The sequence below is a fragment of the Microbulbifer rhizosphaerae genome, from assembly GCF_014191725.1.
GTDB lineage: Bacteria > Pseudomonadota > Gammaproteobacteria > Pseudomonadales > Cellvibrionaceae > Microbulbifer > Microbulbifer rhizosphaerae.
Window position 1 is genome coordinate 66,672 of record NZ_JACHWZ010000014.1, and the last position, 25,378, is coordinate 92,049.

Annotated in this window: 26 protein-coding genes; 17 read left to right on the forward strand and 9 right to left on the reverse strand. The window is 61.7% G+C overall.

Annotated elements, in window-relative coordinates:
- The first annotated feature begins 8 nt into the window (after positions 1–8).
- The 5 genes from FHS09_RS14900 to FHS09_RS14920 all read left to right on the forward strand — a co-directional run bounded on the left by FHS09_RS14900 (position 9) and on the right by FHS09_RS14920 (position 3,803).
- Positions 9–611 carry a phosphoribosyltransferase family protein gene (locus FHS09_RS14900; protein ID WP_183461305.1) on the forward strand — a complete coding sequence of 201 codons (603 nt, stop codon included), beginning with the start codon at positions 9–11 and terminating at the stop codon, positions 609–611.
- Between the two features lie 105 nt (positions 612–716).
- On the forward strand, positions 717–1,406 hold the full coding sequence (locus FHS09_RS14905) for a response regulator (protein WP_183461307.1): 690 nt from the start codon (positions 717–719) through the stop codon (positions 1,404–1,406).
- The gene (locus FHS09_RS14910) at positions 1,396–1,977 is read left to right on the forward strand and encodes a hypothetical protein (RefSeq protein WP_183461309.1); all 582 of its coding nucleotides are present in this window, start codon (positions 1,396–1,398) and stop codon (positions 1,975–1,977) included. The genes FHS09_RS14905 and FHS09_RS14910 overlap by 11 nt, the downstream gene beginning before the upstream one ends.
- Before the next feature lie 10 nt (positions 1,978–1,987).
- Positions 1,988–2,647: a sensor histidine kinase gene (locus tag FHS09_RS14915; RefSeq protein WP_183461311.1), complete on the forward strand. Its 660-nt coding sequence runs from the start codon at positions 1,988–1,990 to the stop codon at positions 2,645–2,647.
- Positions 2,648–2,720: 73 nt separating this feature from the next.
- On the forward strand, positions 2,721–3,803 hold the full coding sequence (locus FHS09_RS14920; RefSeq protein ID WP_183461312.1) for a type 1 glutamine amidotransferase domain-containing protein: 1,083 nt from the start codon (positions 2,721–2,723) through the stop codon (positions 3,801–3,803).
- A gap of 153 nt (positions 3,804–3,956) precedes the next feature.
- Here the strand turns inward: FHS09_RS14920 and folK are convergent, their stop codons facing one another.
- Genes folK through tsaD form a run of 3 tightly spaced genes read right to left on the reverse strand, consistent with a single transcriptional unit; the run spans position 3,957 to position 5,902 of the window.
- Positions 3,957–4,448, reverse strand: a complete 492-nt coding sequence (gene folK, locus FHS09_RS14925) for a 2-amino-4-hydroxy-6-hydroxymethyldihydropteridine diphosphokinase (RefSeq protein ID WP_183461314.1) — start codon at positions 4,446–4,448, stop codon at positions 3,957–3,959.
- A 2-nt stretch (positions 4,449–4,450) separates the two neighbouring features.
- On the reverse strand, positions 4,451–4,855 hold the full coding sequence (gene folB / locus FHS09_RS14930) for a dihydroneopterin aldolase (RefSeq protein ID WP_183461316.1): 405 nt from the start codon (positions 4,853–4,855) through the stop codon (positions 4,451–4,453).
- Between the two features lie 18 nt (positions 4,856–4,873).
- Positions 4,874–5,902 (reverse strand): tRNA (adenosine(37)-N6)-threonylcarbamoyltransferase complex transferase subunit TsaD, encoded by a 1,029-nt coding sequence (gene tsaD / locus FHS09_RS14935; protein ID WP_183461318.1) that lies wholly within the window; start codon positions 5,900–5,902, stop codon positions 4,874–4,876.
- Positions 5,903–6,074: 172 nt separating this feature from the next.
- Between tsaD and rpsU the strand changes: the two genes are divergently transcribed.
- The 8 genes from rpsU to FHS09_RS14975 all read left to right on the forward strand — a co-directional run bounded on the left by rpsU (position 6,075) and on the right by FHS09_RS14975 (position 14,322).
- Complete coding sequence (gene rpsU, locus FHS09_RS14940) at positions 6,075–6,290, forward strand: 30S ribosomal protein S21 (protein ID WP_183461320.1); 216 nt, start codon at positions 6,075–6,077, stop codon at positions 6,288–6,290.
- A gap of 257 nt (positions 6,291–6,547) precedes the next feature.
- Positions 6,548–6,994, forward strand: coding sequence for a GatB/YqeY domain-containing protein (locus FHS09_RS14945; protein ID WP_183461321.1), 447 nt, complete (start codon positions 6,548–6,550; stop codon positions 6,992–6,994).
- 36 nt (positions 6,995–7,030) lie between these two features.
- Positions 7,031–8,974: a DNA primase gene (dnaG, locus tag FHS09_RS14950; RefSeq protein ID WP_183461323.1), complete on the forward strand. Its 1,944-nt coding sequence runs from the start codon at positions 7,031–7,033 to the stop codon at positions 8,972–8,974.
- Positions 8,975–9,180: 206 nt separating this feature from the next.
- The gene (gene rpoD / locus FHS09_RS14955; protein WP_183461325.1) at positions 9,181–11,037 is read left to right on the forward strand and encodes an RNA polymerase sigma factor RpoD; all 1,857 of its coding nucleotides are present in this window, start codon (positions 9,181–9,183) and stop codon (positions 11,035–11,037) included.
- Positions 11,038–11,121: 84 nt separating this feature from the next.
- A complete protein-coding gene (locus tag FHS09_RS14960) occupies positions 11,122–11,508 on the forward strand; it encodes a diacylglycerol kinase (protein WP_183461328.1) in 387 nt (128 codons plus the stop codon).
- A 174-nt stretch (positions 11,509–11,682) separates the two neighbouring features.
- On the forward strand, positions 11,683–13,275 hold the full coding sequence (locus FHS09_RS14965; protein ID WP_183461329.1) for an autotransporter family protein: 1,593 nt from the start codon (positions 11,683–11,685) through the stop codon (positions 13,273–13,275).
- Positions 13,276–13,625: 350 nt separating this feature from the next.
- Positions 13,626–13,838, forward strand: a complete 213-nt coding sequence (locus FHS09_RS14970) for a ChaB family protein (RefSeq protein ID WP_183461330.1) — start codon at positions 13,626–13,628, stop codon at positions 13,836–13,838.
- Between the two features lie 31 nt (positions 13,839–13,869).
- Positions 13,870–14,322, forward strand: a complete 453-nt coding sequence (locus FHS09_RS14975; RefSeq protein WP_183461331.1) for a VOC family protein — start codon at positions 13,870–13,872, stop codon at positions 14,320–14,322.
- Positions 14,323–14,379: 57 nt separating this feature from the next.
- Here FHS09_RS14975 and FHS09_RS14980 read toward each other — a convergent pair whose 3' ends face one another.
- From FHS09_RS14980 to FHS09_RS14995, 5 genes are all read right to left on the reverse strand, one after another.
- Positions 14,380–15,666: an MgtC/SapB family protein gene (locus tag FHS09_RS14980; protein ID WP_183461332.1), complete on the reverse strand. Its 1,287-nt coding sequence runs from the start codon at positions 15,664–15,666 to the stop codon at positions 14,380–14,382.
- A gap of 152 nt (positions 15,667–15,818) precedes the next feature.
- Positions 15,819–16,529 (reverse strand): MBL fold metallo-hydrolase, encoded by a 711-nt coding sequence (locus FHS09_RS14985; protein ID WP_343057497.1) that lies wholly within the window; start codon positions 16,527–16,529, stop codon positions 15,819–15,821.
- Positions 16,471–16,755, reverse strand: a complete 285-nt coding sequence (locus tag FHS09_RS22575; protein ID WP_221192023.1) for a hypothetical protein — start codon at positions 16,753–16,755, stop codon at positions 16,471–16,473. Before FHS09_RS22575 ends, FHS09_RS14985 begins: the two co-directional genes overlap by 59 nt.
- Positions 16,756–16,816: 61 nt before the next feature.
- Positions 16,817–17,317 carry a transcription elongation factor GreB gene (greB, locus tag FHS09_RS14990; protein WP_183461333.1) on the reverse strand — a complete coding sequence of 167 codons (501 nt, stop codon included), beginning with the start codon at positions 17,315–17,317 and terminating at the stop codon, positions 16,817–16,819.
- Between the two features lie 4 nt (positions 17,318–17,321).
- Positions 17,322–19,271: a S9 family peptidase gene (locus FHS09_RS14995; protein ID WP_183461334.1), complete on the reverse strand. Its 1,950-nt coding sequence runs from the start codon at positions 19,269–19,271 to the stop codon at positions 17,322–17,324.
- Between the two features lie 329 nt (positions 19,272–19,600).
- On the opposite strand from FHS09_RS14995, the gene FHS09_RS15000 reads away from it, so the two are divergent.
- Positions 19,601–22,105: a hypothetical protein gene (locus FHS09_RS15000; RefSeq protein ID WP_183461335.1), complete on the forward strand. Its 2,505-nt coding sequence runs from the start codon at positions 19,601–19,603 to the stop codon at positions 22,103–22,105.
- Between the two features lie 133 nt (positions 22,106–22,238).
- Here FHS09_RS15000 and yciH read toward each other — a convergent pair whose 3' ends face one another.
- Entirely contained in the window at positions 22,239–22,562 is a 324-nt protein-coding gene (gene yciH, locus FHS09_RS15005) for a stress response translation initiation inhibitor YciH (protein WP_183461336.1), read from the reverse strand.
- Between the two features lie 102 nt (positions 22,563–22,664).
- Between yciH and FHS09_RS15010 the strand changes: the two genes are divergently transcribed.
- Genes FHS09_RS15010 through FHS09_RS15020 form a run of 3 tightly spaced genes read left to right on the forward strand, consistent with a single transcriptional unit; the run spans position 22,665 to position 25,368 of the window.
- Complete coding sequence (locus FHS09_RS15010; protein ID WP_183461338.1) at positions 22,665–23,483, forward strand: ion transporter; 819 nt, start codon at positions 22,665–22,667, stop codon at positions 23,481–23,483.
- A 4-nt stretch (positions 23,484–23,487) separates the two neighbouring features.
- Entirely contained in the window at positions 23,488–24,651 is a 1,164-nt protein-coding gene (locus FHS09_RS15015; RefSeq protein WP_246395058.1) for a sensor histidine kinase, read from the forward strand.
- A gap of 24 nt (positions 24,652–24,675) precedes the next feature.
- Entirely contained in the window at positions 24,676–25,368 is a 693-nt protein-coding gene (locus FHS09_RS15020; RefSeq protein WP_183461342.1) for a response regulator, read from the forward strand.
- The last annotated feature ends 10 nt before the right edge of the window (positions 25,369–25,378 follow it).

Here is a 25,378-nt window from a genome sequence, read left to right on the forward strand (position 1 = left end):
CAACCGGAGTGAACAGCAAAACCTTTATCGACGCCCAGACCCTGCTGGAAGACTCCTACGGCCTGGCCCTGCAGGTATTCGAGAGCGGTTTCCGGCCCGACTATATCGTCGGCGTCTGGCGCGGCGGCGCACCGGTGGGCATCGCGGTGCAGGAAATGTTCGACTACCTGGACATGCACGCCGACCATATTGCCATCCGCACCTCCTCCTACCACGGCATCGACCAGCGGCGGAAAGAGGTCCGGGTGCATGGCCTCACCTACCTGATCAAGCGGGTGCAGTCCCACGAATCGCTGCTGATCGTCGACGATGTCTACGACACCGGCCTGAGCATCCAACAGGCCATCAGCGACCTGCGCAGCGCCTGCAAGAAAAATACCCCGGATATCCGTGTGGCCTGCCCCTACTACAAACCCGGCCGCAACCAGACCGGCCGCGTGCCCGACTACTACCTGCACCGCACCGACGAGTGGCTGGTGTTTCCCCACGAGCTGAAGGGCCTGACTCCGGAGGAAATCGCCCGGCATAAGCCCGCGTTGAACAAGCATCTGGACAAGCTGGCCGCATTGAAAGGCGAGGTGGCAACCGTGGAAGAGGAACCCGCGGCCTGAAGCGAGGACCACGGGGCAAAATTCACTTCAATTTCACCCGGAACCGGCCACAATGGCTCGGCAGCCTGTCGGACTCAGGGCTGCCGGCCATTGAGAGAAATTCCGGTGAACCCCCTCAAGATACTGCTGATCGAAGACAACCCCACCATCGCCCGCCAGATTGGCGAATTCCTCCAGGCGCACGGCTGGCAGCTGGACTTCGCCCACAATGGGCGCCAGGGCATCGGGCTGGCCCTGGACCAGATCTACGACCTGGTCATCCTCGATCTCAACCTGCCGGATATCGACGGCCTGGACGTCTGCCGGCAGATCAGGGAGGGAGCCCAGGTGAACATACCGGTGCTGATGCTCACCGCGCGGGACGCCTTTGCGGACAAGGCGCAGGGCTTTAACACCGGCGCCGACGACTACCTCACCAAACCATTCGATCCCAGGGAATTGGCGCTGCGCTGCCGCGCCCTGGCGCGCAGGAACCAGTTACACCGGAGCAACCGGATCTGTATCGGCGAATTGACCATTCGCCACCGCGAACAGTTTGCACACAGGGCCGGACGGCCGCTGAAACTCACTGCCACCGGCTTCCGCATACTGACCATCCTCGCCCGCGCCTACCCGGAAGCGGTGAGCCGCTCGGCCCTCACGCACCAGCTCTGGGGGGACAATCCGCCGGAAACCGATGCGCTGAAATCCCATATCTACAGCCTGCGCCAGTCCCTGGACAAACCCTTCGCCAAACCCATGCTGAAAACCATCACCAATGTGGGCTACCAACTGGAAACAGCCGGTGAAAATTGACCGCAGCATCCAGCGGCGCGTGTTCGCCACCTTCGGCGCTTTCACCCTGCTGCTCTGCCTTGTCTACACCGGCATCTGCGTGCTGGTGGCCTATGTCATCGAGGACCAGGTGCTGGACAACCTGCTAGCCGATGAGGCCCGCTCTATCGAACAGCGGTTTCGGGCCAGCGGGGAAATTCCCCGGCCGCGGCTTCCTTATATCGAGCTCTACTCCGAGAGCAACCCACCCCCGGCCGGTGCCCTCGCGGCACTGCCCGAAGGCGCGACAAAAGCCGAGTGGTTCAGCGACGGCAAGCGGCACTTCCACTTGCGAAGGCTGAGCCTGAACGGCGACACCTCGCCGATACTCGCCGCGGAGGTCAGCCGGCTGCTGACGGTTTCCCGCCAATCCGGCGAGCTGCTATGGCTATTGTTTGCCGCGCTGCTGGCGACCTCGGCGCTGGCACTCTGGATGGCCTACCGGCTGTCATCCAGAACCATCCGACCGGTGATCGCGCTGGCCGGGGAAGTCAAAAACCAGCAGTACGGGCGACGTGCCGCTGTCCCTGCCTTCCTGTTCCGCAGGGGATGAGATCGGTTTTTTGGCCAGGACCCTGGAAAGATCACTCAATCAACTGAAACTCGCACTGCGGCGCGAATCCGAATTTACCCGCGACGTCAGCCACGAGTTGCGCACCGCGATCACCATCGTCAGAAACACCCTGGCGCTCTCCCACCTGCGAAACCTGTCACCACAGGAGACGAAAGAGCTGCGCACTACCGTGGAAGCCATGGAGAACACCATCTCCGCGCTGCTCGCACTGGCGCGCGCCGAGTCCGTCGAACAGGGGCCATTCGACCTCCGCCCGCTGCTGGAAAACCGCATACTCGCCCTGCACCGCAGAGCTCCGGAAATGCGGCTCCAGGTGCGACTGGAGATACCGGACAACTACCCGGTTGCCGGCAACAGCCACTTGGCGACCCTGCTGATCGACAACCTGCTCAACAATGCCGTCCGGCACGCGTCCCGGCCGCAATTGCGCGTCCGGGAAGATGGACATGCCCTGATTTTTGAAAACCCGATTGGCGAGCCTTTCGATACGGATAACTCCCTGCTCCCGGGAGAAAAAAGTGAACAGAGTGACGGAATGGGCCAGGGCCTTTACCTGGTCAAAAGAATAGCCGGTGCACTGGGCTGGGACTTGTCCACCAAGTGCGATGAAGAGCTGTTCACCTGCGCTGTCTATCCGGCTGCGGCTTGACAGGCATCCATCTTTCACCGGAATTTTACCCGGCGGTTTGTAAAGTTCTCCTGTCAATCAGGAGAACTACACCATGGGTAAAAAACTGCTTTTAATATTTTCCTCTTTTGTTCTGTTGCTGCTGGCAACCGGGTTCTGGCTGAAGAGCCTGATCCCGCCGCCGCAGGATCACCACGCACTGGCGCAAACCGTCCCCGCGGACCTGGATTATCTGCGGCAGAGGCCCGAAGAAAACCGGGGCAAAATACTCGCGGTAGTCACCAGTACCGCCACCCTGGGCGACAGCGGAAAGTCCACCGGCTACGAGCTGACCGAACTGGCCCGGCCCTACTACGTGTTTGTTGCCAACGGCTTTGAAGTGGATATCGCCAGCCCCAGAGGCGGGCTGCCGTCCGTCGTTATCGACAACGACGATATGGGCCCGTTCGACTACGCCTTCCTCAACGATCCGCAAGCGCAAGGGAAATTGCACAACAGTATTCCGATAGAGCAGGTAGCCGACGAAAATTACCGGGCGGTATTTTTTGTCGGCGGCAAGGGTGCCATGTTCGATTTTCCCGACAACCCGGCGATCCAGCGCCTGGTGCGCGAGCTATACCGGGACGGCAAGGTGATCGGCGCCGTGTGCCACGGCCCGGCGGCGCTGGTGAATGTGGTGCTGGATAATGGCCGGCCACTGGTGGCCGAGCGGCGGGTCTCGGGTTTTACCAATGAAGAGGAGCTGTTTCTGATTCCCGATGCGCGGAAAATATTTCCCTTCCTGCTGGAAGACAAATTGCGCAACCGGAACGCAGTCTTCGAACCCGGCCCCGCCTACCTCCGCCAGGTCAGTATCGACGGCGGGCTGCTCACCGGGCAGAACCCTTGGTCCGTGTGGCCACTGGCCGAGGCCATGGTCCGCACTCTGGGCTACAACCCGGCTCCGAGGCAGATCACCGCGGCGGAAAATACCGTGGAAATACTGCTCGCCTACGAAACGCAGGGACTGGATTCCGCAGGCGAACGACTGTCTTCACTCGCACAGCGGGACGGGAGAGAAATTGACCGCCGGCTTATGGCAATGCACGGCATTGTTGCGGTTATACGCGGCGAGATAGGGAGGTCACTGGACCTTGTTCGGCTGCTGGCGCAGGCCAAGAAATACGAAGCTCGGTAATTCCTGTAGGAGCGGCCGTTGGCCGCGATCAGGCTTGGAGCAAACCTGAAATATCGATCGCGGCCAACGGCCGCTCCTACAGAAAATGGGGCCCGACCTGGCCCTCTCCCCCGGCCCCCCTCCCATAAATGGGAGAGGGGAGAAAAGACGAGGCTACGGCCAGATAAATTCCACCGGCCAGAGTTTCTGCTTCGACTTGTCGTACTCCGCCCACATCCGCGCAAAGGTTTTGTCGGTCAGCGGGTGTACGACCTCCGGCGCCAGCTCCGCCAGCGGCTGCAGTACAAAGGCGTTTTTCTCGATTTCAGCGCGGGGCAGTTTGACGCCGTCGACCGTACCGCTCAGGTCGTCGTAGGTGAGGATATCGATGTCCAGGGTGCGCGCGCTGAACTTGGGGCCGCTGCGCAGGCGGCCGTTGGCGTCCTCGATCTCGCGCAGGCGCAACGCCAGCTGCCCCACCGGCAGGTCCGTGTGGATACCCACCACCAGGTTGTAAAAGTTGTCGCCTTCGAAACCCACCGCCTCGCTCTCGAAGACGCGGGAAATCTGCAGTTCGCCGAACCGCGCTGCGAGCGCGGTCAGCCCCGCGCGGATATGGCGCTCGCGGTCGATATTGCTGCCCAGACTCAGAAATATTTGTGCCACGGTTATCCGGCCCCGGTCGGTTTGGCGTCTGCGGCCGATAAAGCGCCCGCGGCTGATAAATAGCCGCGCTCGATAAGTACCCCCACATCCCGCGAGCCGCGCACGGCGCCGGGCTTGGACAGGCGCAGGCGCAGCCAGGGTACCTCGAACTCATCGCGCACTATAGCCGCGATCTTTTCCGCCATGGTCTCCACCAACAGGAACTCGCTGCCCTCGATAAAGGCGATCAGGCGCTTGGCCACCGCCTTGTAGTTGAGCGTGTGTTCGATATTGTCGGTGCGCGCAGCCTCGGCAATATTGAACGCCATCTCCAGGTCCAGACTCACCGTCTGGCGCACTTCCCGCTCCCAGTCGTAGATACCGATAATGGTGTCCACCTTCAAATCGCGTATATAGACGATATCCAACTCAACTCTCCATCCAACTCAACTCTCCGCCAGTTCCGTCAGCGGCCAGCGGGGCCGCACTGTAATGTCCAGGTTCTCGCGCTGGCCCCCCTTCAGGCGCAGGCAGCCGGCGTAGGCGATCATCGCGCCGTTGTCGGTGCAGAATTCGTGGCGCGGGTAGTAGACGCCTGCACCCTCCTGCGCCAGGCGTGCCTCCAGCCGCTCGCGCAGCAGCCTGTTGGCGGACACGCCGCCGGCCACCACCAACGTCTTGCGCCCGGTGGCCCGGATCGCCCGGCGGCACTTGATCACCAGGGTATCCACCACCGCCTCTTGAAAAGCGGCGGCGATATCCGCACAGGTCTGCGGGTCCGGCAGGCCGTCTTCGAGGACGTGATCGCGCACGGTGTTCAGGGTGTAGGTCTTGAGCCCGGAGAAGCTGAAATCCAGGCCCGGCCTGTCGGTCATCGGGCGGGGGAAGGTAAAACGCCGCGGGTCACCCTTTTCCGCCAGCGCCGCCAGGCGCGGGCCGCCGGGGTAGTCCAGGTCGAGCATCTTGGCGGCCTTGTCGAAGGCCTCGCCGGCGGCGTCGTCCAGGGATTCCCCCAGAAGCCGGTATTCCCCCAGGCCGCACACGTCCACCAATTGAGTGTGGCCGCCGGAGACCAGCAGAGCCACAAACGGGAAGCCGGGGGGATTCTCCTCCAGCATGGGCGCCAGCAGGTGGCCCTCCATATGGTGCACCGCCACCGCCGGCAGGTTCCAGCCGTAGGCCAGGGCACGGCCGGCACAGGCGCCCACCATCAATGCGCCGATCAGGCCCGGCCCGGCGGTATAGGCGACGCCGTCCAGGTCACCGGGGCGGGTTCCGGTCTGCTGCATCACCCGGCGCACGAGCGGCAGCAGCTTGCGCACATGGTCGCGGCTGGCCAGTTCCGGCACCACACCGCCGTAGTCCGCGTGCAGGTCCACCTGACTGAACAGCGCGTGACCGAGCAGCCCCTGCTCGCTGTCGTACAGCGCGACGCCGGTTTCATCGCAGGAGGTTTCAATACCGAGGACTCGCACTTCGACTCCGTTGGGGACCATTTTCGAGGCCGGCTATCATACCCGAAATGAGGCTTGCGATCGCCGGGGCGAGTGTATAGAATTTGCGCCCTCGCTGTGGACCGGCCTCCGGAATGCAGCTGCGAGACGCAATTGCCGGAAAGGCCGAGAGAAACGAATTACAGGTAAACCAATGCCATCAGTACGACTGAAAGACAACGAACCTTTTGATATCGCCCTGCGCCGCTTCAAGCGCTCCTGCGAAAAAGCCGGTGTACTGTCTGAAGTGCGCCGCCGCGAGTTCTACGAAAAGCCCACCGCTGTGCGCAAGCGCAAGGCGGCCGCGGCTGTGAAGCGCCACGCCAAGAAGCTGCAGCGCGAGAACCGCAAGTTCCAGCGTCTCTACTAAAAGAGGCTGCAGGCGCCATTAAAAGGGTCTGCTGACGCCACTGGCCAGAAGCCAGAGGCCCGGAACAGAACACAGAACGGCGCGCGGGCCGAACCCGCGCGCCGTTTTTTGTTGGGAAAAGCGTTATTCTTGGCACTTTACACACCCAGCCCCCGTAGGAGCGGCCGTTGGCCGCGATCGATCTCGCTTCTAAACCGCTATCGATCGCGGCCAACGGCCGCTCCTACAATAGGGAAACATCACCAGGGAAAAGACCAATGAGCACACTGAAGGACTCCATCACCCAAGCCACCAAGGACGCCATGAAAGCCCGCGCCAAGGAGCGCCTGGCCACCCTGCGCCTGATCAATGCGGAGATCAAGCGGGTGGAGGTGGACGAGCGTATCGAGCTGGACGACGCGCGTATTCTCGCCCTGCTGGACAAAATGACCAAACAGCGCCGCGATTCCATCGCCCAGTATGAGAAAGCCGGCCGCACGGAACTGGCGGCGGTGGAACAGGCGGAAATCGACGTGATCCAGGAGTTCCTGCCGGAGCAGCTCTCCGAGGCGGAGATCAGTGAAATCGTCGCCACCGCGGTAAAAGAAACCGGCGCCAGCGGCATGGCGGACATGGGCAAGGTAATGGCCCTGGTTAAGCCCCAGGTGCAGGGCCGCGCGGACATGGGCGCGGTGAGCAGACTGATTAAGGCGCAGCTCGGCTAGGGACGCAACTCTTTTACTACACGACATCGAGAACCTATGGCCGGCAAGATCCCCCAGCACTTTCTCGACGACCTGCTCGCGCGGGCGGATATCGTCGAGGTGATCGACAGCCGGGTCAAACTACGCAAGACCGGGAAAAACTATTCCGCCTGTTGCCCGTTTCACGATGAAAAGACCCCGTCTTTTACCGTCAGCCCGCAAAAGCAGTTCTACTACTGCTTCGGCTGCGGCGCCAATGGCAACGCGGTCGGTTTCCTGATGGAGTACGACCGCCTCGGCTTCCCCGAGGCGGTGGAAAAACTGGCCGCCAGCCAGGGGCTGGAAGTCCCGCGAGAGCAATTGGCCCCGGGTCAAGAGCAGCGCCAGCGCCGGAGCCAGTCGCTGTACCAGATCACCGAAAAGGCTGCGGACTACTTTCGCGCGCAATTGCGCGAGCATCCGGCCGCCGGCCGCGCGATCGCCTATCTCCGACAGCGCGGCCTGTCCGGCGAGATAGCCCGGGACTTCGGCATCGGCCTGGCGCCGCCGGGCTGGGACAACCTGCTCAACCACCTGGGCGACAGCGCCGAGAAGGCCGACCAACTGGAGCTCGCGGGCCTCGCCATCCGCCGCCAGGACAGCGACGGGACCACCAAACCCGGCACACGCCACCACTACGACCGCTTCCGCAACCGCATCATGTTCCCGATCCGCGACCGCCAGGGGCGCGCCATCGCCTTCGGCGGGCGGGTGCTGGGAGACGAAAAACCAAAATACCTGAACTCCCCCGAGACCCCCATCTTCCACAAGGGGCGCGAACTCTACGGCCTCTGGGAGGCCCGCCAGGCCAACCGCGAACTGGAGCGTTTGATCCTGGTGGAGGGCTATATGGACGTGGTGGCCCTGGCCCAGTTCGGCATCTGCTGCGCCGTGGCCACCCTGGGCACCGCCTGCGGCGAAGAGCATATCCAACTGGCCTTCCGCCACGCACCGGAGCTGGTGTTCTGCTTCGACGGCGACCGCGCCGGGCGCAGCGCCGCCCGCCGCGCCATGGAATCCGGCCTGCCGCAAATGCAGGACGGGCGCAGCCTGCGCTTCCTGCTGCTGCCGGAGGGCGAGGACCCGGACACCCTGGTGCGCCAACTGGGCGGGGAGCGCTTTACCCGGCTGATCGAAGAGCAGGCGCGCCCCCTGGAGGACTTCCTGTTCGACCTGCTAGCCGAGGGCATCAACCTCCAGACCATGGACGGCCGCGCGCGCCTGTCCAAACTGGCCGCGCCACTGCTCGACCTGCTGCCCGCCGGCGTTTACCGACAACTGATGTTCCAGCAACTGGCTGCGCGCACCGGCCTGGACAGGGACACCCTGGAAGAAGTGATCATCGCGGAAAAGGCCAGGGCCCAGGCGGCCCAGGCCCGGCGCGAACCGCAGCCGGAACAGACCGGGGCCGAGCCGCCCCCCAACCCCGAGGACCACGGCGATATACCGCCGCCGGCGGAATACGAACCGGCCCGCGAGCCCCGGCGATCACCCTCCCCTGAACCCCGCCGCAGCGGCCAGTACCGACTGCCCGCGGAGCGGATGCTGATTGCCCTACTGCTGCACCACCCCCAACTGGCACAGCAGATCGGCGACAGCCGCCGGTTTCTCGACAGCGATCACCCCGACCTGCAACTCTTCGGCGAGGTGCTCCAGGTCATGCACCAGCGCCCGGACTGCAACCAGAACCAGTTCTTCGGTCACTGGATGGCACACAAGGACAAGCAGTCACTGGATATCCTGACCCGGCTGTCCTCCAGCCACCCGATTGCCGGGAACCACGGCAGGCAGATGGAATACGATCCCCAGGCGGAGTTCTCCGACTGCCTGCGACGCCTGGAATTCGCCGAGCAGAAGCAGCGCAACCGCGACCTGCTGGAGCAGTTGAAAGGCGGTAGCGGCCACCTCAGTGCGGAGGAGCAGATGGCACTGCTGGCAAACTGGCGGCGCAGTCGCGAATAACTCCGCGGCCCCCCTTGAAAACCCGCGGCGCAACACCATATCCAGTCGACCCCGGACGGGGCCGGGAAACCCGAGCACTCCAGACACCGAACCCAGACGTCACTTGACAGTCAGAGTGGTTATTGCTATCGCAAATACGCTATAATCCCGAGTCTTTGTCCCGTTATTATTTCGTTATTAGCCCACCAAATTTTTCAGGGTTGTGCATGACCGACAACACCCAACAGCAGACTTCCCGTATCAAGGAACTGATCGCCCGCGGCAAAGAGCAGGGCTATCTGACCTACGCAGAAGTAAACGACCACCTGCCGGAGGACATTTCCGATCCGGATCAGGTGGAAGACATCATTGGCATGATCAACGACATGGGCATCAAGGTGTACGAAACCGCACCGGATGCCGAAGAGTTGCTGATGGCCGAAGGCGACAGTTCCGCCGATGAAATCGCCGCCGCCGAGGCAGCCGCCGCCCTGGCCGCGGTGGAATCCGACGTGGGCCGCACCACCGACCCGGTGCGCATGTACATGCGCGAAATGGGCACCGTGGAACTGCTCACCCGCGAGGGTGAGATCGCCATTGCCAAGCGTATCGAAGAGGGCCTGCGCGAGCTGATGGCCGCCCTGGCCTACTGGCCCGGCGCCGTGCAGCAGGTGATCGACGAATACAAGCTGATCGAGAAGGAAGAGCGCCGCATCCCCGACGTGATCGCCGGCTGGCTCGACCCGGCTGAGGACGTGCCCCCGGGGGCGCAGACCGGCCAGGGCGCCGACACCAGCAGCGCAGCCGAGGACAGCAGCTCCGACGACGATGACGACGACTCCACCCAAGAGGAAGAGGAGAACACCGGCGGCATCGACCCGGAAGAGCTGGCCGAGCGCATGAAGAAGCTGATCGCCGCGCAGAAGAAAGCCGACGCCGCGATCAAGAAGCACGGCCGCGACTCCAAACAGGCCGGAGAGGCCCTGGAGGACGTGGGCGAGGTATTCCGCTACTTCAAGCTGGCCCCGCGCCAGTTCGACCCGCTGTACAATGAAGTGCGCAGCATTCTCGACGACGTGCGCGAGCAGGAGCGCACTGTGATGAACCTGTGCATCAAGCGGGCGAAGATGCCGCGCAAGACCTTCATCAAGGAGTTCCCCGGCAACGAGACCAACGAGGACTGGATCCCGGGCATCATCAAGAAGAAGCGCGACTACTCCGACGCCCTGCGCCAAGTGGCCGAGGATATCATCCGCGCCCAGCGCAAGCTGACCCAGTGCCAGGAGCGCGCCGGCCTGGAGATCGGCCAGATCAAGGAGATCAACCGCCGCATGTCCATCGGCGAGGCCCGCTCCCGCCGCGCCAAGAAGGAGATGGTAGAGGCCAACCTGCGCCTGGTGATCTCCATCGCCAAGAAGTACACCAACCGCGGCCTGCAGTTCCTGGACCTGATCCAGGAGGGCAACATCGGCCTGATGAAGGCGGTAGACAAGTTCGAATACCGCCGCGGCTACAAGTTTTCCACCTACGCCACCTGGTGGATCCGCCAAGCCATCACCCGCTCCATCGCGGACCAGGCGCGCACCATCCGCATCCCGGTGCACATGATTGAGACCATCAACAAGCTCAATCGCATCAGCCGGCAGATGCTGCAGGAAATGGGCCGCGAACCGACCCCGGAGGAGCTGGGCGAGCGCATGGAGATGCCGGAGGACAAGGTTCGCAAGGTGCTGAAGATCGCCAAGGAGCCCATCTCCATGGAGACCCCCATCGGCGACGATGAGGATTCGCACCTGGGTGACTTTATCGAGGACCAGAACCAGTCCTCGCCGATAGACACCGCCACCCAGACCGGCCTGCACGATGCCACCCGCTCCGTGCTCTCCGGTCTGACCGCGCGCGAGGCCAAGGTGCTGCGCATGCGTTTCGGAATCGACATGAACACCGACCACACCCTCGAGGAAGTGGGCAAACAGTTCGACGTCACTCGCGAGCGCATCCGCCAGATCGAGGCCAAGGCCCTGCGCAAGCTGCGCCACCCGTCCCGCTCGGAGCACCTGCGCAGCTTCCTGGACGAAGGTTAATCCGCCATTCGGACCCTCCCCTCTCCCGCTTGCGGGAGAGGGGCTGGGGGAGAGGATGGTAGGGATGAGCACAAAGAAATGCCCATGCAAGAACAGTTCGTCAACAAACCCGGCAAAACCGGCGTCGCCCGCCTGATCGACGCCACCAGCTACTCCTGGCACGGCCTCGCCGCCACCTGGCGCAACGAGGCCGCCTTCCGCCAGGAGGTAACCCTCGCAATCTTCCTGATCCCCATGGCCCTGTGGCAGGGAGAGAGCGGCCTCGAGCGCGCACTGCTGGTCGGCGTCACCCTGCTGGTGATGATTGTGGAACTGCTCAACAGCGCAGTGGAAGCGGTGGTGGACCGGGTGGGCCCGGAAAAGCACCCGCTGTCGAAAATCGCCAAGGACACCGGCTCCGCCGCCGTGTCCCTCTCGCTCCTGCTGTGGCTCACCACCTGGGGCTGCATCCTGCTGCCGCGCTGGCTCTGAGCCGTAAATCGTAGGGTGGATAAGCGAAAGCGCATCCACCCTACCCCGACTGAGCGCCACCCGGTCCCGCCCCAACCCAGAGCTTTACCCGCCGACACGACCACCCCCTTCCCCGACTCCACTAGACTTTCCTGCACCAAAGTACCAATACCGATATAAACCAGGGACAGGTTTATGACGCGCCCGCGTATTTCCCGTATCCGCCGCGCCGCCGCTCTCCTCTTAACGCTCTGCGCCGGCTACTGCGCCCCGAGAATCGCCCTCTCCACCGACAGCGACTCCCCGCCCACTCGACTGATCGTCGACCCCGGCAGGGTACTGCGGGTGCCGGAAATCAACGCCCGTATCGACCCCCCCATCGGGCGGCGTCTGGTGGTGGAAAATCGCGGGGGCATCGATCTGCGGGGAAATACCGCGAACCATCTCACCATCGGCGGCGACTACATCGGCAGCGGCACCCTGCACCTGGACGCGGTGCTCCTGGGCGACGATTCCCCGGCGGACAGACTGATTATCGATGGCGGCCGTGCCACCGGCAGCACCGAAATCCAGGTCGACTGGGCGGGCGGCACGGGAGCGCAGACGGACACCGGCATACTCCTGGTAGAGACTACCGGTGGCGGCGCCACCGCAGACGGCGCCTTCCGCATGCAGGGCTCCTTGTCCGCCGGCCCTTACGAATACTTCCTGTTTCGCGGCGCCGGAGAGAACCGGTCTCTGGAGAACAACTGGTACCTGCGCTCCAGCGTGCTAGCGGGCAGTGCACCGCCCGCCACGGGAGCGTCCTCCCCTCCCCTGGTGGCACCGGCACCACCACCGGGCGCGGACCCACTGCCACTCTACCGCCCGGAAATCCCTCTCTACGCCCAGGCCAAACCCCTGGCCCACCGGGTCGCCCTTGAGGAGGTCGGCAGCTACCATGACCGCTGCGGCGACCAGGGCAACTGGACCGAAGCGAACAGCTGCGCCTGGCTGCGCCTGCACCACAGGGACGGGCGGCTCGGCTGGGGCGGCGCGGTGGAAAATCGCTTCGACGGCCGTACCAGCGGTTTTCAACTGGGGGCCAATCTCTTCAGTTGGCCCACCGACGCCGGCCTGCGGGAGTGGGGCCTGTTTTTCGGCGGCAGCCGCACCGGCGGCGACGTGCGCGGATTCGCCCGAGGTTTCAAAGACTACCACGCAGGCCGCAACGAACTGGACAGCTACTACCTGGGCGGCTATATGACCCACCACCGGGCGGACCGCGGCTACCTGGACATAGTATTCAGGGCCGCCCTACTGGAACTGGAAAGCCTCTCCACCCGGGATATCGGCGACACCGTCCGCGGCCCCCAGCTGACGATCTCGGTGGAGAAAGGCTTCACCTTCGCCGCCACCGACCGCATCAACCTGGAGCCCCAGCTCCAGGCGGTGGCCAACTACACCAACCTCAGCGCCTTCCAGGACGGCATCTCCCTCGCGGAGCCGGACATGACCCCGGAAGCCACCCTGCGCGCCGGCCTGCGCGGCTACAACAGCCGCGGGGACAACCGCTACTACTTGTTCACCAACCTCTGGCACACCCTCGGCGGCAACGACGAACTGCTGTTCGGCAAGACCCGCCTGGACGGCGAGCGCCGCGCCAGTTGGGCGGAGATTGGGGCAGGCTTTGTATGGCTGGAAAGGCGCGGCGGCAGCGCCTTCGCCAATATCGGCTACCAGCGCTCCATCGACGACCTGGACTGGGAGGGGGGGAGCGCCAATCTGGGCTTCGACTGGCGCTGGTAGCCGTGGCGATACCGGAGGGCCGGGCTAGTGTGGTGTAAGGTACTAAATGCGGTTATCAGAGCCCCCCAAAATGTTCACAGCAAGGCGCCGCTCGCAGGGAATGGCTCGCCCTTTTCAAGAGCGGCAACGCGGCTGTGGGCATTTTGGGGGGCTCCCTTCGGGCGGGCCGCATTTAGTGCCTTACACCACACTGGTTCTCTATTGTAGGTGTGCCTTTTATCTTCCAATTCAATTCGCGACAGATCATCTCTCTCCCGCCTCGCTCTGCGGAATCTGTGGGCTAATCTCCTTGCTATAGCGTTGTTTCAATATTTCCCTTTTGTCAGAAACCAACCAAGTCAGGTAAGACCATGCCCTATCAATCCATTAACGAACTGCCGAAAAATGTCAAGAATCCCCTGCCAAAGCACGCCCAGGAAATCTACAAGGAGGCGTTTAATAGTGCGGAGCAGCAGCACAAGGGTAAATCCGACACAGAAGAGCGTGCAGCCAAGATTGCCTGGAATGCGGTCAAGGAAAAATATGAAAAAGGTGACGACGACAAATGGCATAAAAAGCACTGAATGATATCCCGGCCGGCGCGAGGAGAAAGCTATGAGCGAAAGCGGAGAGAGAGCCAGAGCTGTGGGCATCAATCATGTCGCCCTTGATGTCCGGGACCTGGATGAGGCCATCGATTTTCTCGATGGCCTGTTTCAGTTCAAGTTGCGCTCCAGGAGTAAAGGCATGGCCTTTATCGAACTGGGTGACCAGTTTATCGCGCTTTTTGAAAATCGGGATACCGGAAAAGACGAGCACCGGCACTTCGGTCTGGTGGTGGATGACAAAAGCAAAGTCAAGGCGCGCCTGGATGCGTTGAACATTCCTATTCTCGGGGATCGGTTTCTGGACTTTCGGGATCCTTCGGGCAATCGCTGGCAAATTGTGGAGTATTCACAGATCGAATTCATCAAAGCTCCGCAGGTGCTGGAATTCATCGGTGCCAGCGGACTGGAGAAGGCTGACGATGCCAGGGAGGATTTGCGCAAAAAGGGCATCGAAATATAGCCCCGACGGTTGGCAAGAGGAGACGCCCGAAATATCCAGGCTTCCCGGAACTTGCTCTCAGCCATCAGGCCACAGGACTATCACCAGTATCCCCGCCACAAAAGGCACCGTGAACAACACCGCCACGCGCCGGAACAGCGCCCGCCCGCCCAGGGCAGCGGCGGCTCCTGCCTTGAATACCAGGTTGGCCAGGGTGGCGATCACCATAGCCCGCCAGGCGGTGGATGTTTCGAGCAGGCCGTCGCCGGCGAGATTGGCGGTGGACAGGGTGATCGCGTCCACATCGGTAAAACCCGAAATCAGCGCCACCACATAGATGCCGCGGCTACCGAAGTAGTCCTTGGCCGCTGCCACGGCTAGGGTGACCAGGGCGTAGAGGGCGCCGAAAACCAGCGCCGCGGAGAGCTCCGCGGGGTTGCTTTGGGTCGGCATCTCGCTCGCGTGATGCTCGGCAAAGCGATAGCCAAAGGCACAGGTCACCACACTGATCAGCAGCAGTGTGGCCAGCGGTGGCAACAGTGCAGCAGATACGCGCGGGGCCACCACGGTGATTTCCACAAACATGCGGATAAACATACTGGTGGAGGCGATCAGGATTACCAGTGCCGCGAGTCCCGCCATGCCTTTTTCCAGTTTTGCCCGGCGCGCGTAGCTCACTGTGGTGGCGGTGGAGGATATAAGCCCACCGATCAGGCCGCTTAGTAGGGTACCGGCGCGGGCGCCCACCAGTTTGTAGGCACCGTAACCGCCGAGCCCGATGCCCACGATCAGTACTACCAACAGCCAGATCTTGAAAGGGTTGAGTACATCGTAGGGGCCGAAGGTGCGGTTCGGCAGAACCGGCAGGATGATCATCGAAATCAGCGCGAACTGCATGATTGCGCGCAGATCCTGTTCCGGCAGGCGCTCGGCGAAAGCGTGCATACTGGGCTTCAGATGCAGCAACACGGCAATGGTACCGCCGACCACGACTGCCACCGTGAGTTCTCCCAGCACCAGGAAAGCGCCCAGTAAATACATCAGCAGGGCGGAAACCTCGGTGGTAATACCGGTACCTTCCTCCTCGCCGCGCAGCCGCTCAAGGTTGCCGAGCAGTATCAGTATCGTCATGCACAGCAGCCCCGTCGGTACCAGCCACGGAATATCCTGAATATCGCTCAGTCTTGCGGCCAGGGCACCGAACAGGGCAATCAGCGGAAAGGTGCGGATTCCGCCCAAGCGGTCTGCGGTGCGCTCCCGCTGCAGTCCGATCAGAAGCCCGAGGCCCAGGGCGATGCCGAAGGCGATCAGGCTTTCAGAATCGACAAACGCCTTCAGCGGGTCGGGGATGTCGTCCTTGGGCATTTCTGCATCATACTCCTGAGCTGTTTACCACTTCCATGGACACTCCGGGGACGATGTGCTTCCGGTAGCGGATTGCCTCTACATAATAGGTCAACCCGGTTTCTCCCGGCCCTGACGTTTACTTCATCGTTCAGCCGCACGGATCGCAGTTTCTACAATCCCAGTCGCTTAGCCACCCAGGTCAGTATTCTCTCAATCTTGCTTACAGGGCGAACAATAAACTTGTCCCGCACCCGCTTTTCGGGTTCCTTACCAATTTCCGAAAGCGTCGCGTCAAGAAGCAGCAGGTCCTCCGGCAAAAGCGCCAGTCCGGCCTCATCGGGCTGATAGCTGCTGCCCATCGGATAGTCCTGTCCCTGAGTTCGGGACATTTCGATATGGGTACCCATCAGCGCCGATATCCGATGGGTTTTTGAGAAGTCCACCAGACGCGCGATGCTGGCCCGATAGCTGTCCCATTCCCATATATACAGGCGGCCGGGATAGAAGGTATCCCCGCTCAGCAGCCAGCGGGTGTGCGGGTCGTACACGGCAATACTGTCTTCCTTGTGACCCGGAATTGGGAGAACGGTGAGCTTGCGGCCGCCCAGGTCGATGGTTGCGGTGCCGTTTGGCCAGTCCGTGAAACCGAAATACTCCCGTACCGACGGGGCGCCCGACTCCACCAGCGTCACACCGGGCTTTCCCCGGAACTGTGAATCGCCGGCAGTATGGTCCCCATGGCCGTGTGAGTGGGTGACCAGGAGCTTCAGTTCCCGTCCCGGTGTTGCCTGCTTGCGGCTGACAATCAGGCGTTGGAGGGTCTCATAGAGGAAACCGCCCGGCGTCTTCGGTGGCGCCGGTGTCCTGGACGAATACCGTATGTTCGCCGAACAATACGTAGATAAACGGTGCCTCGGAGTCCAGGCACTTGTTCTGACGCAGGATATAGCTCGATTCGTCGTACTGGAATGTTTCTATCGCCGGGTCCGTATTGGTGGCACAGTCTTCCGATCCGTGAATCCATGTGTGCCCGTTGATTTTTTCTACCGCGTCGGCATGGGCGGAGAGTGTGGACGTGGCCAGTATGATGGTTGCCAGGTACATCATATCGATCCCTCATTGTTTTTATATACGCTTCGTGCGGCGTCGGATATTTTCAGGAGCGGGGTTATTCCTGGTATCGGATATCCACCACATAGTAGGTCACCCGTTTTTCCCCCATATGGATATTCACCTCGTCGTCCAGCCGACGCCCGAGCAGGGCACGGGCCACCGGGGAATCCATGGAAATCAATCCCTGCTTTACATCGAACTCATCCGGGCCGACGATACGGTAGGTGAGGGTGTTGCCGTCGTCATCCTCAATGGTGACCCAGGCGCCGAAAAAGATTTTCTCCCGGTCGTCCGGAATGCGGTCCACCACGGTGACTTCCTCCAGCCGCTTGGTGAGAAAGCGCACCCGGCTGTCAATCTCGCGCAGGCGCTTCTTGCCGTAGATATAGTCGGCGTTTTCCGAGCGGTCGCCGAGTTTGGCTGCCTCGCTCACCGCTTGCGTGACCCGCGGGCGCTCCACTTCCCAAAGGTGTTTCACTTCCGCGCGCAGGCGTGCGGCACCTTCGGGGGTGATATAGCGGGAACCGCGCGGGCGCGGTGGTCTCCATCTTCCCATCGGCTTATTCCAGGTTCTCTATGGTAATGCCGGGCCCGGGTTCGGCCAGAGGGAAATTGAATATGCGGCTGTAGAATTCCAATTCGCCCTCCAGAGCTAACTTGATGCTGTCACCGCCACGGAAGCCGTGCCCTTCGTTGGTGAAGGTGATATAGGCCACGGGAATTCCTTGTTGCTTGAGGGCGTTGACCATGGTTTCCGCCTGGCTGGGGGGTACCACCTTGTCTTCCAGGCCCTGGAAGAAAATCACCGGGCAATCCAGCTGGTCGACATAATTGATCGGCGAGCGCTCGCGATAGGTGTCTTCCGCCTCGGGCCAGGGGCCCACCAGTTTGTCCAGGTAGCGGGATTCGAATTTGTGGGTGTCCCGCGCCAGGGTGGTGAGGTCGCCGATGCCGTAGTGGCTGGCACCGGCCTTGAAAGTACTGTGGAAGGTGAGGGCGGCCAGCACTGTGTAGCCGCCGGCGCTGCCACCCTTGATCAGCAGCCGTTCCGGGTCGGCCAGGTCTTTGGCCACCAGGTATTCGGCGCCGGCACAGACGTCCTCCACGTCAAGGACGCCCCAGAGGCCCTTCAGGCGCTCGCGGTATTTGCGGCCGTAGCCGGTGCTGCCGGAGTAGTCTACATCGAGGATGGCGAAGCCCCGGCTGGTCCAGTACTGAACCTTCAGGTTCAGGCCCGCTGAGGTGGCGCCGGTGGGGCCGCCGTGGCTGAATACGATCAGCGGCGGTTTTTCGCCCTCTGGCGCCTGAAAATCGGGATTGTTGGGCGGGTAGTAAAAGGCGTGCACCTGCCGTTTGCCCGCGGGGAACTCGATGGCCTGGGCCTGGGAAAAAATCCCGCTATCCAATCGGCTGCGGTTACTGCTGGCAATGGTTTCAAAGTTTTTCTTGTGATTGTCGTAGGTAATTACCGCGGGGAACCTGTCGGCGCCGGCGCCTATAAATACCGCCCTGTGGCTCTCGCAGCGTACGCCCTCGATATCGCAGAAGGGCTGCTCAAGGATTTCGTGGCTGCGGTCTTCCAGGTCGATGGTGGCCAGGTGCCAGCGGCCGTTTTCGGTAAAGGTACAGAGGATTTCGTCGGAGGTGAGAAATCCGTAGGTAGACATGCCGAACACCCATTGGGGGGTGGCGAACTCCGCGTTTTTTTCCCACAGCGGTTTCTCTTCCCCCTGGCGGTAGATATTCCACCAGTTGTTCCGGTCGGAGACGTAAAACAACTCGCCCTCCGGGGACCACTGGGGCTGGAATATGGATTCCTCCCCACCACCGGCGACTACTTTTACTGTTCCCGGCCGGCCGCTGTCGTCCAGCTCTGCCAGGCAGAGCTCAGTGGCGTCCCAGGGCATGTCGGGATGAGACCAGCGGAGGAAGCTGAACCGCATGCCATTGGGGCTGAGGCTCGGGTTGGAATAGAAATCCGTGCCCTCGGCGAGAATGCGCGGCGGGTTTTTCTCCGGGGCTTCCAGGTGGATGGCGACAATGCGGGCTATCGCCTCTCCGCCAATCGCTTCCGGGGAGCTGTCTTCCTGCACGCAGAGCAGCTGTTTGCGCCGGCGGTCGAGGAACAGATCCGCGTGGCGGTAGGGGCCTTCGGGGGTAATCGCCTCGGGCACCTGGCTGTCCAGGTTCATGCGGTAGATGCGCTGGTCGTCGGCGAGGACGAAATAGGCGGTGTTATCGCTAATCAGGTAACTGGCGCCCCCGTATTCGTGGGCTTTTGAGCGCACACTCAGCGGAGCGGGAGTGATATCCCTGCGCCCGTCCTTCGGACAGTGCCGGACCAGTACCGAGCGCCCTTTTTCCGCCGGGCGGGATTCCAGCCAGTAGATGCAACCGTCCACCAGCCTGGGTTCGCTCAGGCGCACACTGTCCTGTACCAGCAGGTCGGCGCTGATCTGCGATTTCCAACTGCCGTAGGGGGCCACTTTTTTTGCCGGGGCGTCGCTCATGGGCGGAGTTTCCTTTCTCATCATTCCTGTCTTGGTAGACGCGCATTTTGCCGATTGCAACAGGGGGGCACAAGCGCGCCTGTGGCGGCTGCGGGTTGCTGTTGGAGTGGGCGCCCTGTGGACCAAGTACTGCGGGGACTTCGCGCCAGGGTGGAATAACTGAGACGCCGTTCACACACCAGTCGTGCACGCATCCACCCTTTATCTCCGTTCTATCAATTTCGCATCCCCGGTGAGAACCAGTGCGCGCCGCGCCGCGCGGTAATCTTTTACGCTCCGCCAACCTTATCGATACCGCCGATTTTTCAGCTGACCCACTGGGGTGAACTATGTCCGGCCAGCAAATGTTCCAGATTGTTTCCGCGGGAAAAACCCTGCGCGCCAAATCGCCGGCGCAGGTATTGCAGGATGCGGCGGCGGCCTTTTCAGTGCCTGTTCCCCAGGCGCGCAGACTGCTGCTCAAGGGCTGGGTGATCAAGGACCAGCTCTCCTCCAAGCAGGTACTGGAATACCGCGCGCGCCTGCAACAGGTCGGCCTGCGCGTGGAGGTCCACCCGGCGGGCAAGTTCGACAATCGCGCGTTGCTGGCCAAGCTGCAATTTGCCGAGAAGCGCCGCGAGCAACCATCCAAAACGGACACGGACAATCGAACGGAGAGAAAGGAGAGAAACGCGCAAGTCGCCAGGTTGCCGACGACTGTTGCCGAGGCAAAGCCCACAACTGCTGCCAACAGCAAGGCGAGGACCCAGTTGGAGTCCCTGTTCGGCGACTTGCCGGCAGCGCCAGGTGAATCCTCCGCGGATCGGGCCCAGTTGATTCTGGGCGTGCTGTTGGCCGCCCTGGTGCCGGGGATTTTTGTCCTGTTTGCAGCGCTGTGTATATACAGCGCCGCCCGCGCGCTCTGGCAGATTCCGCAGGCAATGATAGCCGGAGAGTTTAGCGCTTTCGTTCTATTGGGCAGCCTGCTGTCGCTGGGATTGATCGCTGCACTCGCGGCTCTGCTGCTTTGGCCTTTTTTTACCGCTGGGCGTTTTGCCGCGGAGTTTGAAGTGGCGTCGCTGCCACTGTCGAGAGATGGTGCGCCGGGCCTCCATCTGCTGCTGAGGGTTTTGGCGGAAAAGACCGGGTTGCCACAAGTGAGCCAACTGTCGGTTTCCGCCGGTGCCGAGGTGATGGCCGAGCCGACGCCGGAAGATATCAAGGCGCAGCAGTTACCGCTGCGCCTGGGCCTGGGTGCGGTGTGCACACTGTCCGGCAATGAACTGCTGGCAATGGTGGCCCGCGCCCTCGGCGGCTATAAGGGAAAACTGCGGGGGACCACCGCTTGGCTGGTTCGGGATATTGCCAGACGACTGCAGTGGACGCAGTGGGCGCTGGAGAATGAACGCAGCGCGGTGTCGCCCGGCGGGCAGGTGGCGCCGCCGTTGAAGCCGCTGCACCGTGTACTGACGCTGGGAGGGCGTGCCGCCATTCCCCTGGTGGACAAGCTGCTCGATCTGCACCGTAGCCTCACCGGGCCCACCGCGCGACTTCTGGAGCGTCAGGGGGATGCCTGGGCGGCGCAGATCATCGGCAGCGAGGCCTTCGCGCCCTTTGCCGACAAATGGCATCAGCTGGTGCACGCGGAGCTGGTGGTGGCGGAAGTGAACCGGGAGGCTTCCCTGGCCGGTCAGCGGCTGGCAAATTATCCCGACGCCATCGCCTGGACACTGCGCAACCTGGACCGGGAAACCCGCTCGAATATCGAACTGGCGATGGCGCAGGCCTCGGATTCCTGGGACTGGACTCAGGCTGCGGACAACGAGCGCATCGCCTGGGCCGAGGAACTGTCTCTGGCACCCCTGGTGCAGCAGGATTTTTCGGTACAGAAACTCTTTACCGATTTTGGCGCACTTTGCAGTTCCGCCAGCGCGGCGGTTGCCGCAAAGGACAGCCAGGCGGTGGATAACATCCGCTTGCTATGTGCCAGCAAGGAGTCCGAGCAGGCGCAGCAGGTGTTGGCCGAGTATTTCAACCAGCTGCCGCCGCGCCGGTTTCTACCACTGGAGCTACCCGCGAACGGGGAACTTCAGGCCATGGATTTGCAGCAGGCTATCGACTGGCTGCGGGGCAAGCTGGTGGAGCTGCGGGAGCAGGAACGCCGCCTGGACGACCTGCAACTGCGCGAAGCGGCCATGCAACTGGGAGCGGCGCTGGTCAGGGCCCAGGTAAAAATCGAGCCGGAGGCATTCTTCCTGTCGGGGGCCACCCCCGCGGTGGCGGATGAGAGCCTGCGGGACAACCGCAGCCGTCGCGAGGAACTGGAGCGGCAGCGGAGGGAGATTTTCAGTGTTTTCTACCTGCGCATCACCCGCACGCTGGAATCCATGCCCGCCGCGGAGCAGAGGGACCGACAAAGCCGTCTGGAGCAATTGTCCGCCTACCGCCCGCTGGCGGCGAGACTGGAAAAGCTCGACGCCTACGGCGATATCTTCGGCCTGATGATCGACCGCCTGTCGCTGGACGGCAGCCAGCGAGAACTGCTGCAGAAATTCTATGCCCTGGCCGCCGGCGAGTTGCGGGCCTTGTGCGAAGCGGCGGGCAATACCGCCGTTCTGCGCGAGAGCGGGATGCCGCAAATGCTAGAGGAACGCATCGGTTCCAGCCAGGTGCCGGAACTGCCGGCGGACCGGCAGCGATTGCGGGATACGTTGCAGGCGATGGAACTCAAATGCAAAAACGCCAGCGCCGCGGTGTGCGAGCATTACCGCATCCAGCTGGCGCAGCTGTTGCAGCCCTGCCTGGAACGGGAGCGGGCCCTCAAGGTGAGGCCCTTGCGGTTGGTAAGAATGTAGAAGCGGCCGCTGGCCGCGACCCCGGGAGCGCGGAGCTCCAGCTCCGCAACGGGCCGCAGGCCCGCCATAGATGGACTTCAGTTAAAACTGGGGGCTCCATCGCGGCCAACGGCTTCTACAACGGGTTTCAAGCCTATCCTCCGGCCAGTTTCACCTTGTGGCCGTGCGCCTCCAGCAGAGCCTTGATCTCCGCCCGCTTGTCCCCCTGGATCTCGATTACCCCATCCTTGAGCGCGCCGCCGCAACCGCAGCGCTTTTTCATTTCCGCCAGCAGCAGCTTCAGCTCACCGTCGGTGCCCGGCAGGCCGCGCACGCAGGTGACACCTTTGCCCTTGCGCCCCTTGGTTTCCCGCTGGATGCGCACGATGCCGTCGCCCTCGCGGCGGGCCTCCTGTTTCGGTTCCTCTTTGATGCGGCCGCGGTCGGTGGAATAGACCAAGCGGTTTTCTTTTGCCATATCAACCTCCGCTTCATTTGGCGGGATTGTGGGGGGCGGCTTGGCCTTTGTCTAGCGGGGCCCCCGCCGCAGCGCTATAGTTGGCCGCAAACGGGAGGATCTATGGCATTGAGCGGAAGACGGAAGTGGCTGAACGAGGTGATCTTCGGCACGGATACGCCAGCGGGCAAGTTGTTCGATGTGTTCCTGATCTGGGCCATTCTGATCAGCGTGGCGCTGGTGCTGCTGGTGTCGGTACAGGAGATCGCCGTCCGCTACGGCGAGTTGTTTTTTATCCTGGAGTGGATTTTCACCGGTCTGTTCACTATCGAATACCTGCTGCGTATCTACTGCTCGGTCAACCGTCGCTCCTACGTTTTCAGCTTCTACGGTGTGGTGGACCTGCTGGCAATACTGCCCAGCTACCTGGCGCTGCTCCTGACCGGCGCCAGCACCTTGCTGGTGGTGCGCCTGTTGCGGGTGCTGCGTATTTTCCGGATCCTGAAGCTGGTGCGCTATCTGCGCGACGCCAATCTGCTGGCGCGTTCATTGTGGCAGTCGCGCCGCAAGATCATGATCTTCTACGCCGGTATGCTGGTGCTGTGTGTAATTTTCGGTGCCGTCATGTTTGTGGTGGAGGGCCCGGCCAATGGTTTTACCAGTATTCCAAAAAGCATCTACTGGACCATCGTTACCATTACCACCGTGGGTTTCGGCGATATCACGCCGCACACGGTTGTCGGCCAGGCTATTGCGTCCCTGGCAATGCTAATCGGTTACTCGATTATCGCCGTTCCCACAGGGATAGTGACTGCGGAGCTGGCCGGTGAGCTGGGCAGGGATAAGTCGAGCTATCGCTGCGACAACTGCAGCCGGGCCGGCCATGACAGCGATGCAGAGTACTGCAAGCACTGCGGTTACAAGCTGGAGCAGGTGGAGTAGACGTTTGCGAACCCAAAAGAAAATCATAGGGCTTGAACTGGAGCCGCGATATCTCCGGGGCGAGCCGCTGGGCAGCGGCTACCTCTTTGCCCTGCTGGCGGTGGCTGGGGTCACCGGGCTTGCGGTACTGCTTGAATATTGGGTAAAAAATTACAACCTGGTGTTGCTCTATGTGCTGGCGGTGGTGGCCACCGGGCTCAAGTACGGATCGCGTCCGGCGATTCTCGCCGCGGTGCTGTCTTTTCTCAGTTTTAATTTTTTCCTTACTGAGCCGCGATACACCTTTGTGGTATCGCAGAGGGATGAACTGGCTACCCTGATATTTCTCTTTTTGATTGCGCTGATCTGCGGCCCTGCTGCCTCACGCATTCGGAGCCAGATCATGTTGTTGCGTGAGCGGATTGAACTGACCAGAGACCTGGAATCCGCGCGGGTAAAAACTGAAGTGGAGCAGCTGCGTTCAGCACTGCTGTCTTCAGTTTCTCACGATCTGAGGTCCCCGTTGGCGGCAATGATGGGTGCCGCCGAAAGCCTGAAACTCCTGGACAAGAGGTTGGCGCCAGAGGATCGGGACGAATTGGTGGATACCATACTTCAGGAGAGCCGGCGCTTGGACAGCTATATCCAGAACCTCTTGGATATGACCCGTATTGGCCACGGCAATCTGAAGATCGAGCGCGACTGGGTCTCCATCTCCGATATCATCGGTAGTGTGCTGGAGCGCCTGAGGCGATATTTCCCCGGTGTGAAAACCGAATACTCCGCAAAATCGCCCCCGCCACTGTTGTTTGCCCACGCGGCGCTGATCGAGCAGGCGCTATTCAACATACTAGAAAATGCGGCCAAGTTTTCCCCTCCTGGTGAGAGCATCAATATCAGCGTTGACTCGGCAGGCAACAACTGTGTGATAGAAATAGAGGATCGGGGACCGGGTATTCCGGAGACATTGCGCGAGCAGATCTTTGATATGTTTTATGTGGTTTCCGAGGGTGACCAGAAAAAACAGAGCACAGGCATGGGGCTGGCAATTTGTCAAGGCATGGTCGGCGCGCACGGCGGTTCCGTGCACGTCTATTCGGGTTCGGACAACAAGGGAGCCCGCTTCGTGGTGGAGTTGCCGGTTGAATGTCCGGACAACCCCGCGCTGCAGGGGGGCGATTTCTTGTGATTGTCCACGGAATGAGGTGAAAAAATGAGCGCAAAGATAACCATCGTCGACGACGAGACACAAATCCGGCGCATGTTGCGAATCGCATTGAAAAGCGAGGACTATGAGGTTGCCGAAGCCGATAACGGCAGCGACGGCCTGGCGCTGATCGCTAGGCAGCAGCCAGACTTGGCGGTGCTGGACCTGGGCCTGCCAGATATGGACGGTCACCAGTTGCTTGGCGATCTGCGCGGATGGTCTTCGGTGCCGGTGATCGTGTTGTCGGTGCGGGCAAGTGAACGGGAAAAAGTTCGCGCGCTGGATGCCGGTGCCCAAGACTATGTAACCAAGCCATTCAGTATCGAGGAACTGATGGCCCGCATCAGGGCAGTGTTAAGGGATCGCATAAAACCGGATCAGCCGCCGGTGCTGGACGATGGTTACCTGTTGATCGATCTGAGCAAGCGGCTGGTCGGAGTTGGTGGCAGCAAGGTGGGGCTAACCCCCAAGGAATATGCCGTTCTGTCGCGCTTGGTCAGATCGCCGAACTGCGTGATCACCCAAACCCAACTATTACAGGAAGTCTGGGGGCCGGGCCATCAAAATGATACTCACTACTTGCGTATCATTGTCAGCCATCTGCGGCAAAAACTTGGTGAGGACCCCACCGAACCCAAATATATCAAGACCGAGGCCGGTATTGGTTACCGATTCCTCTATCCCGAACCTGCTATTTGAAGAGCGTGCA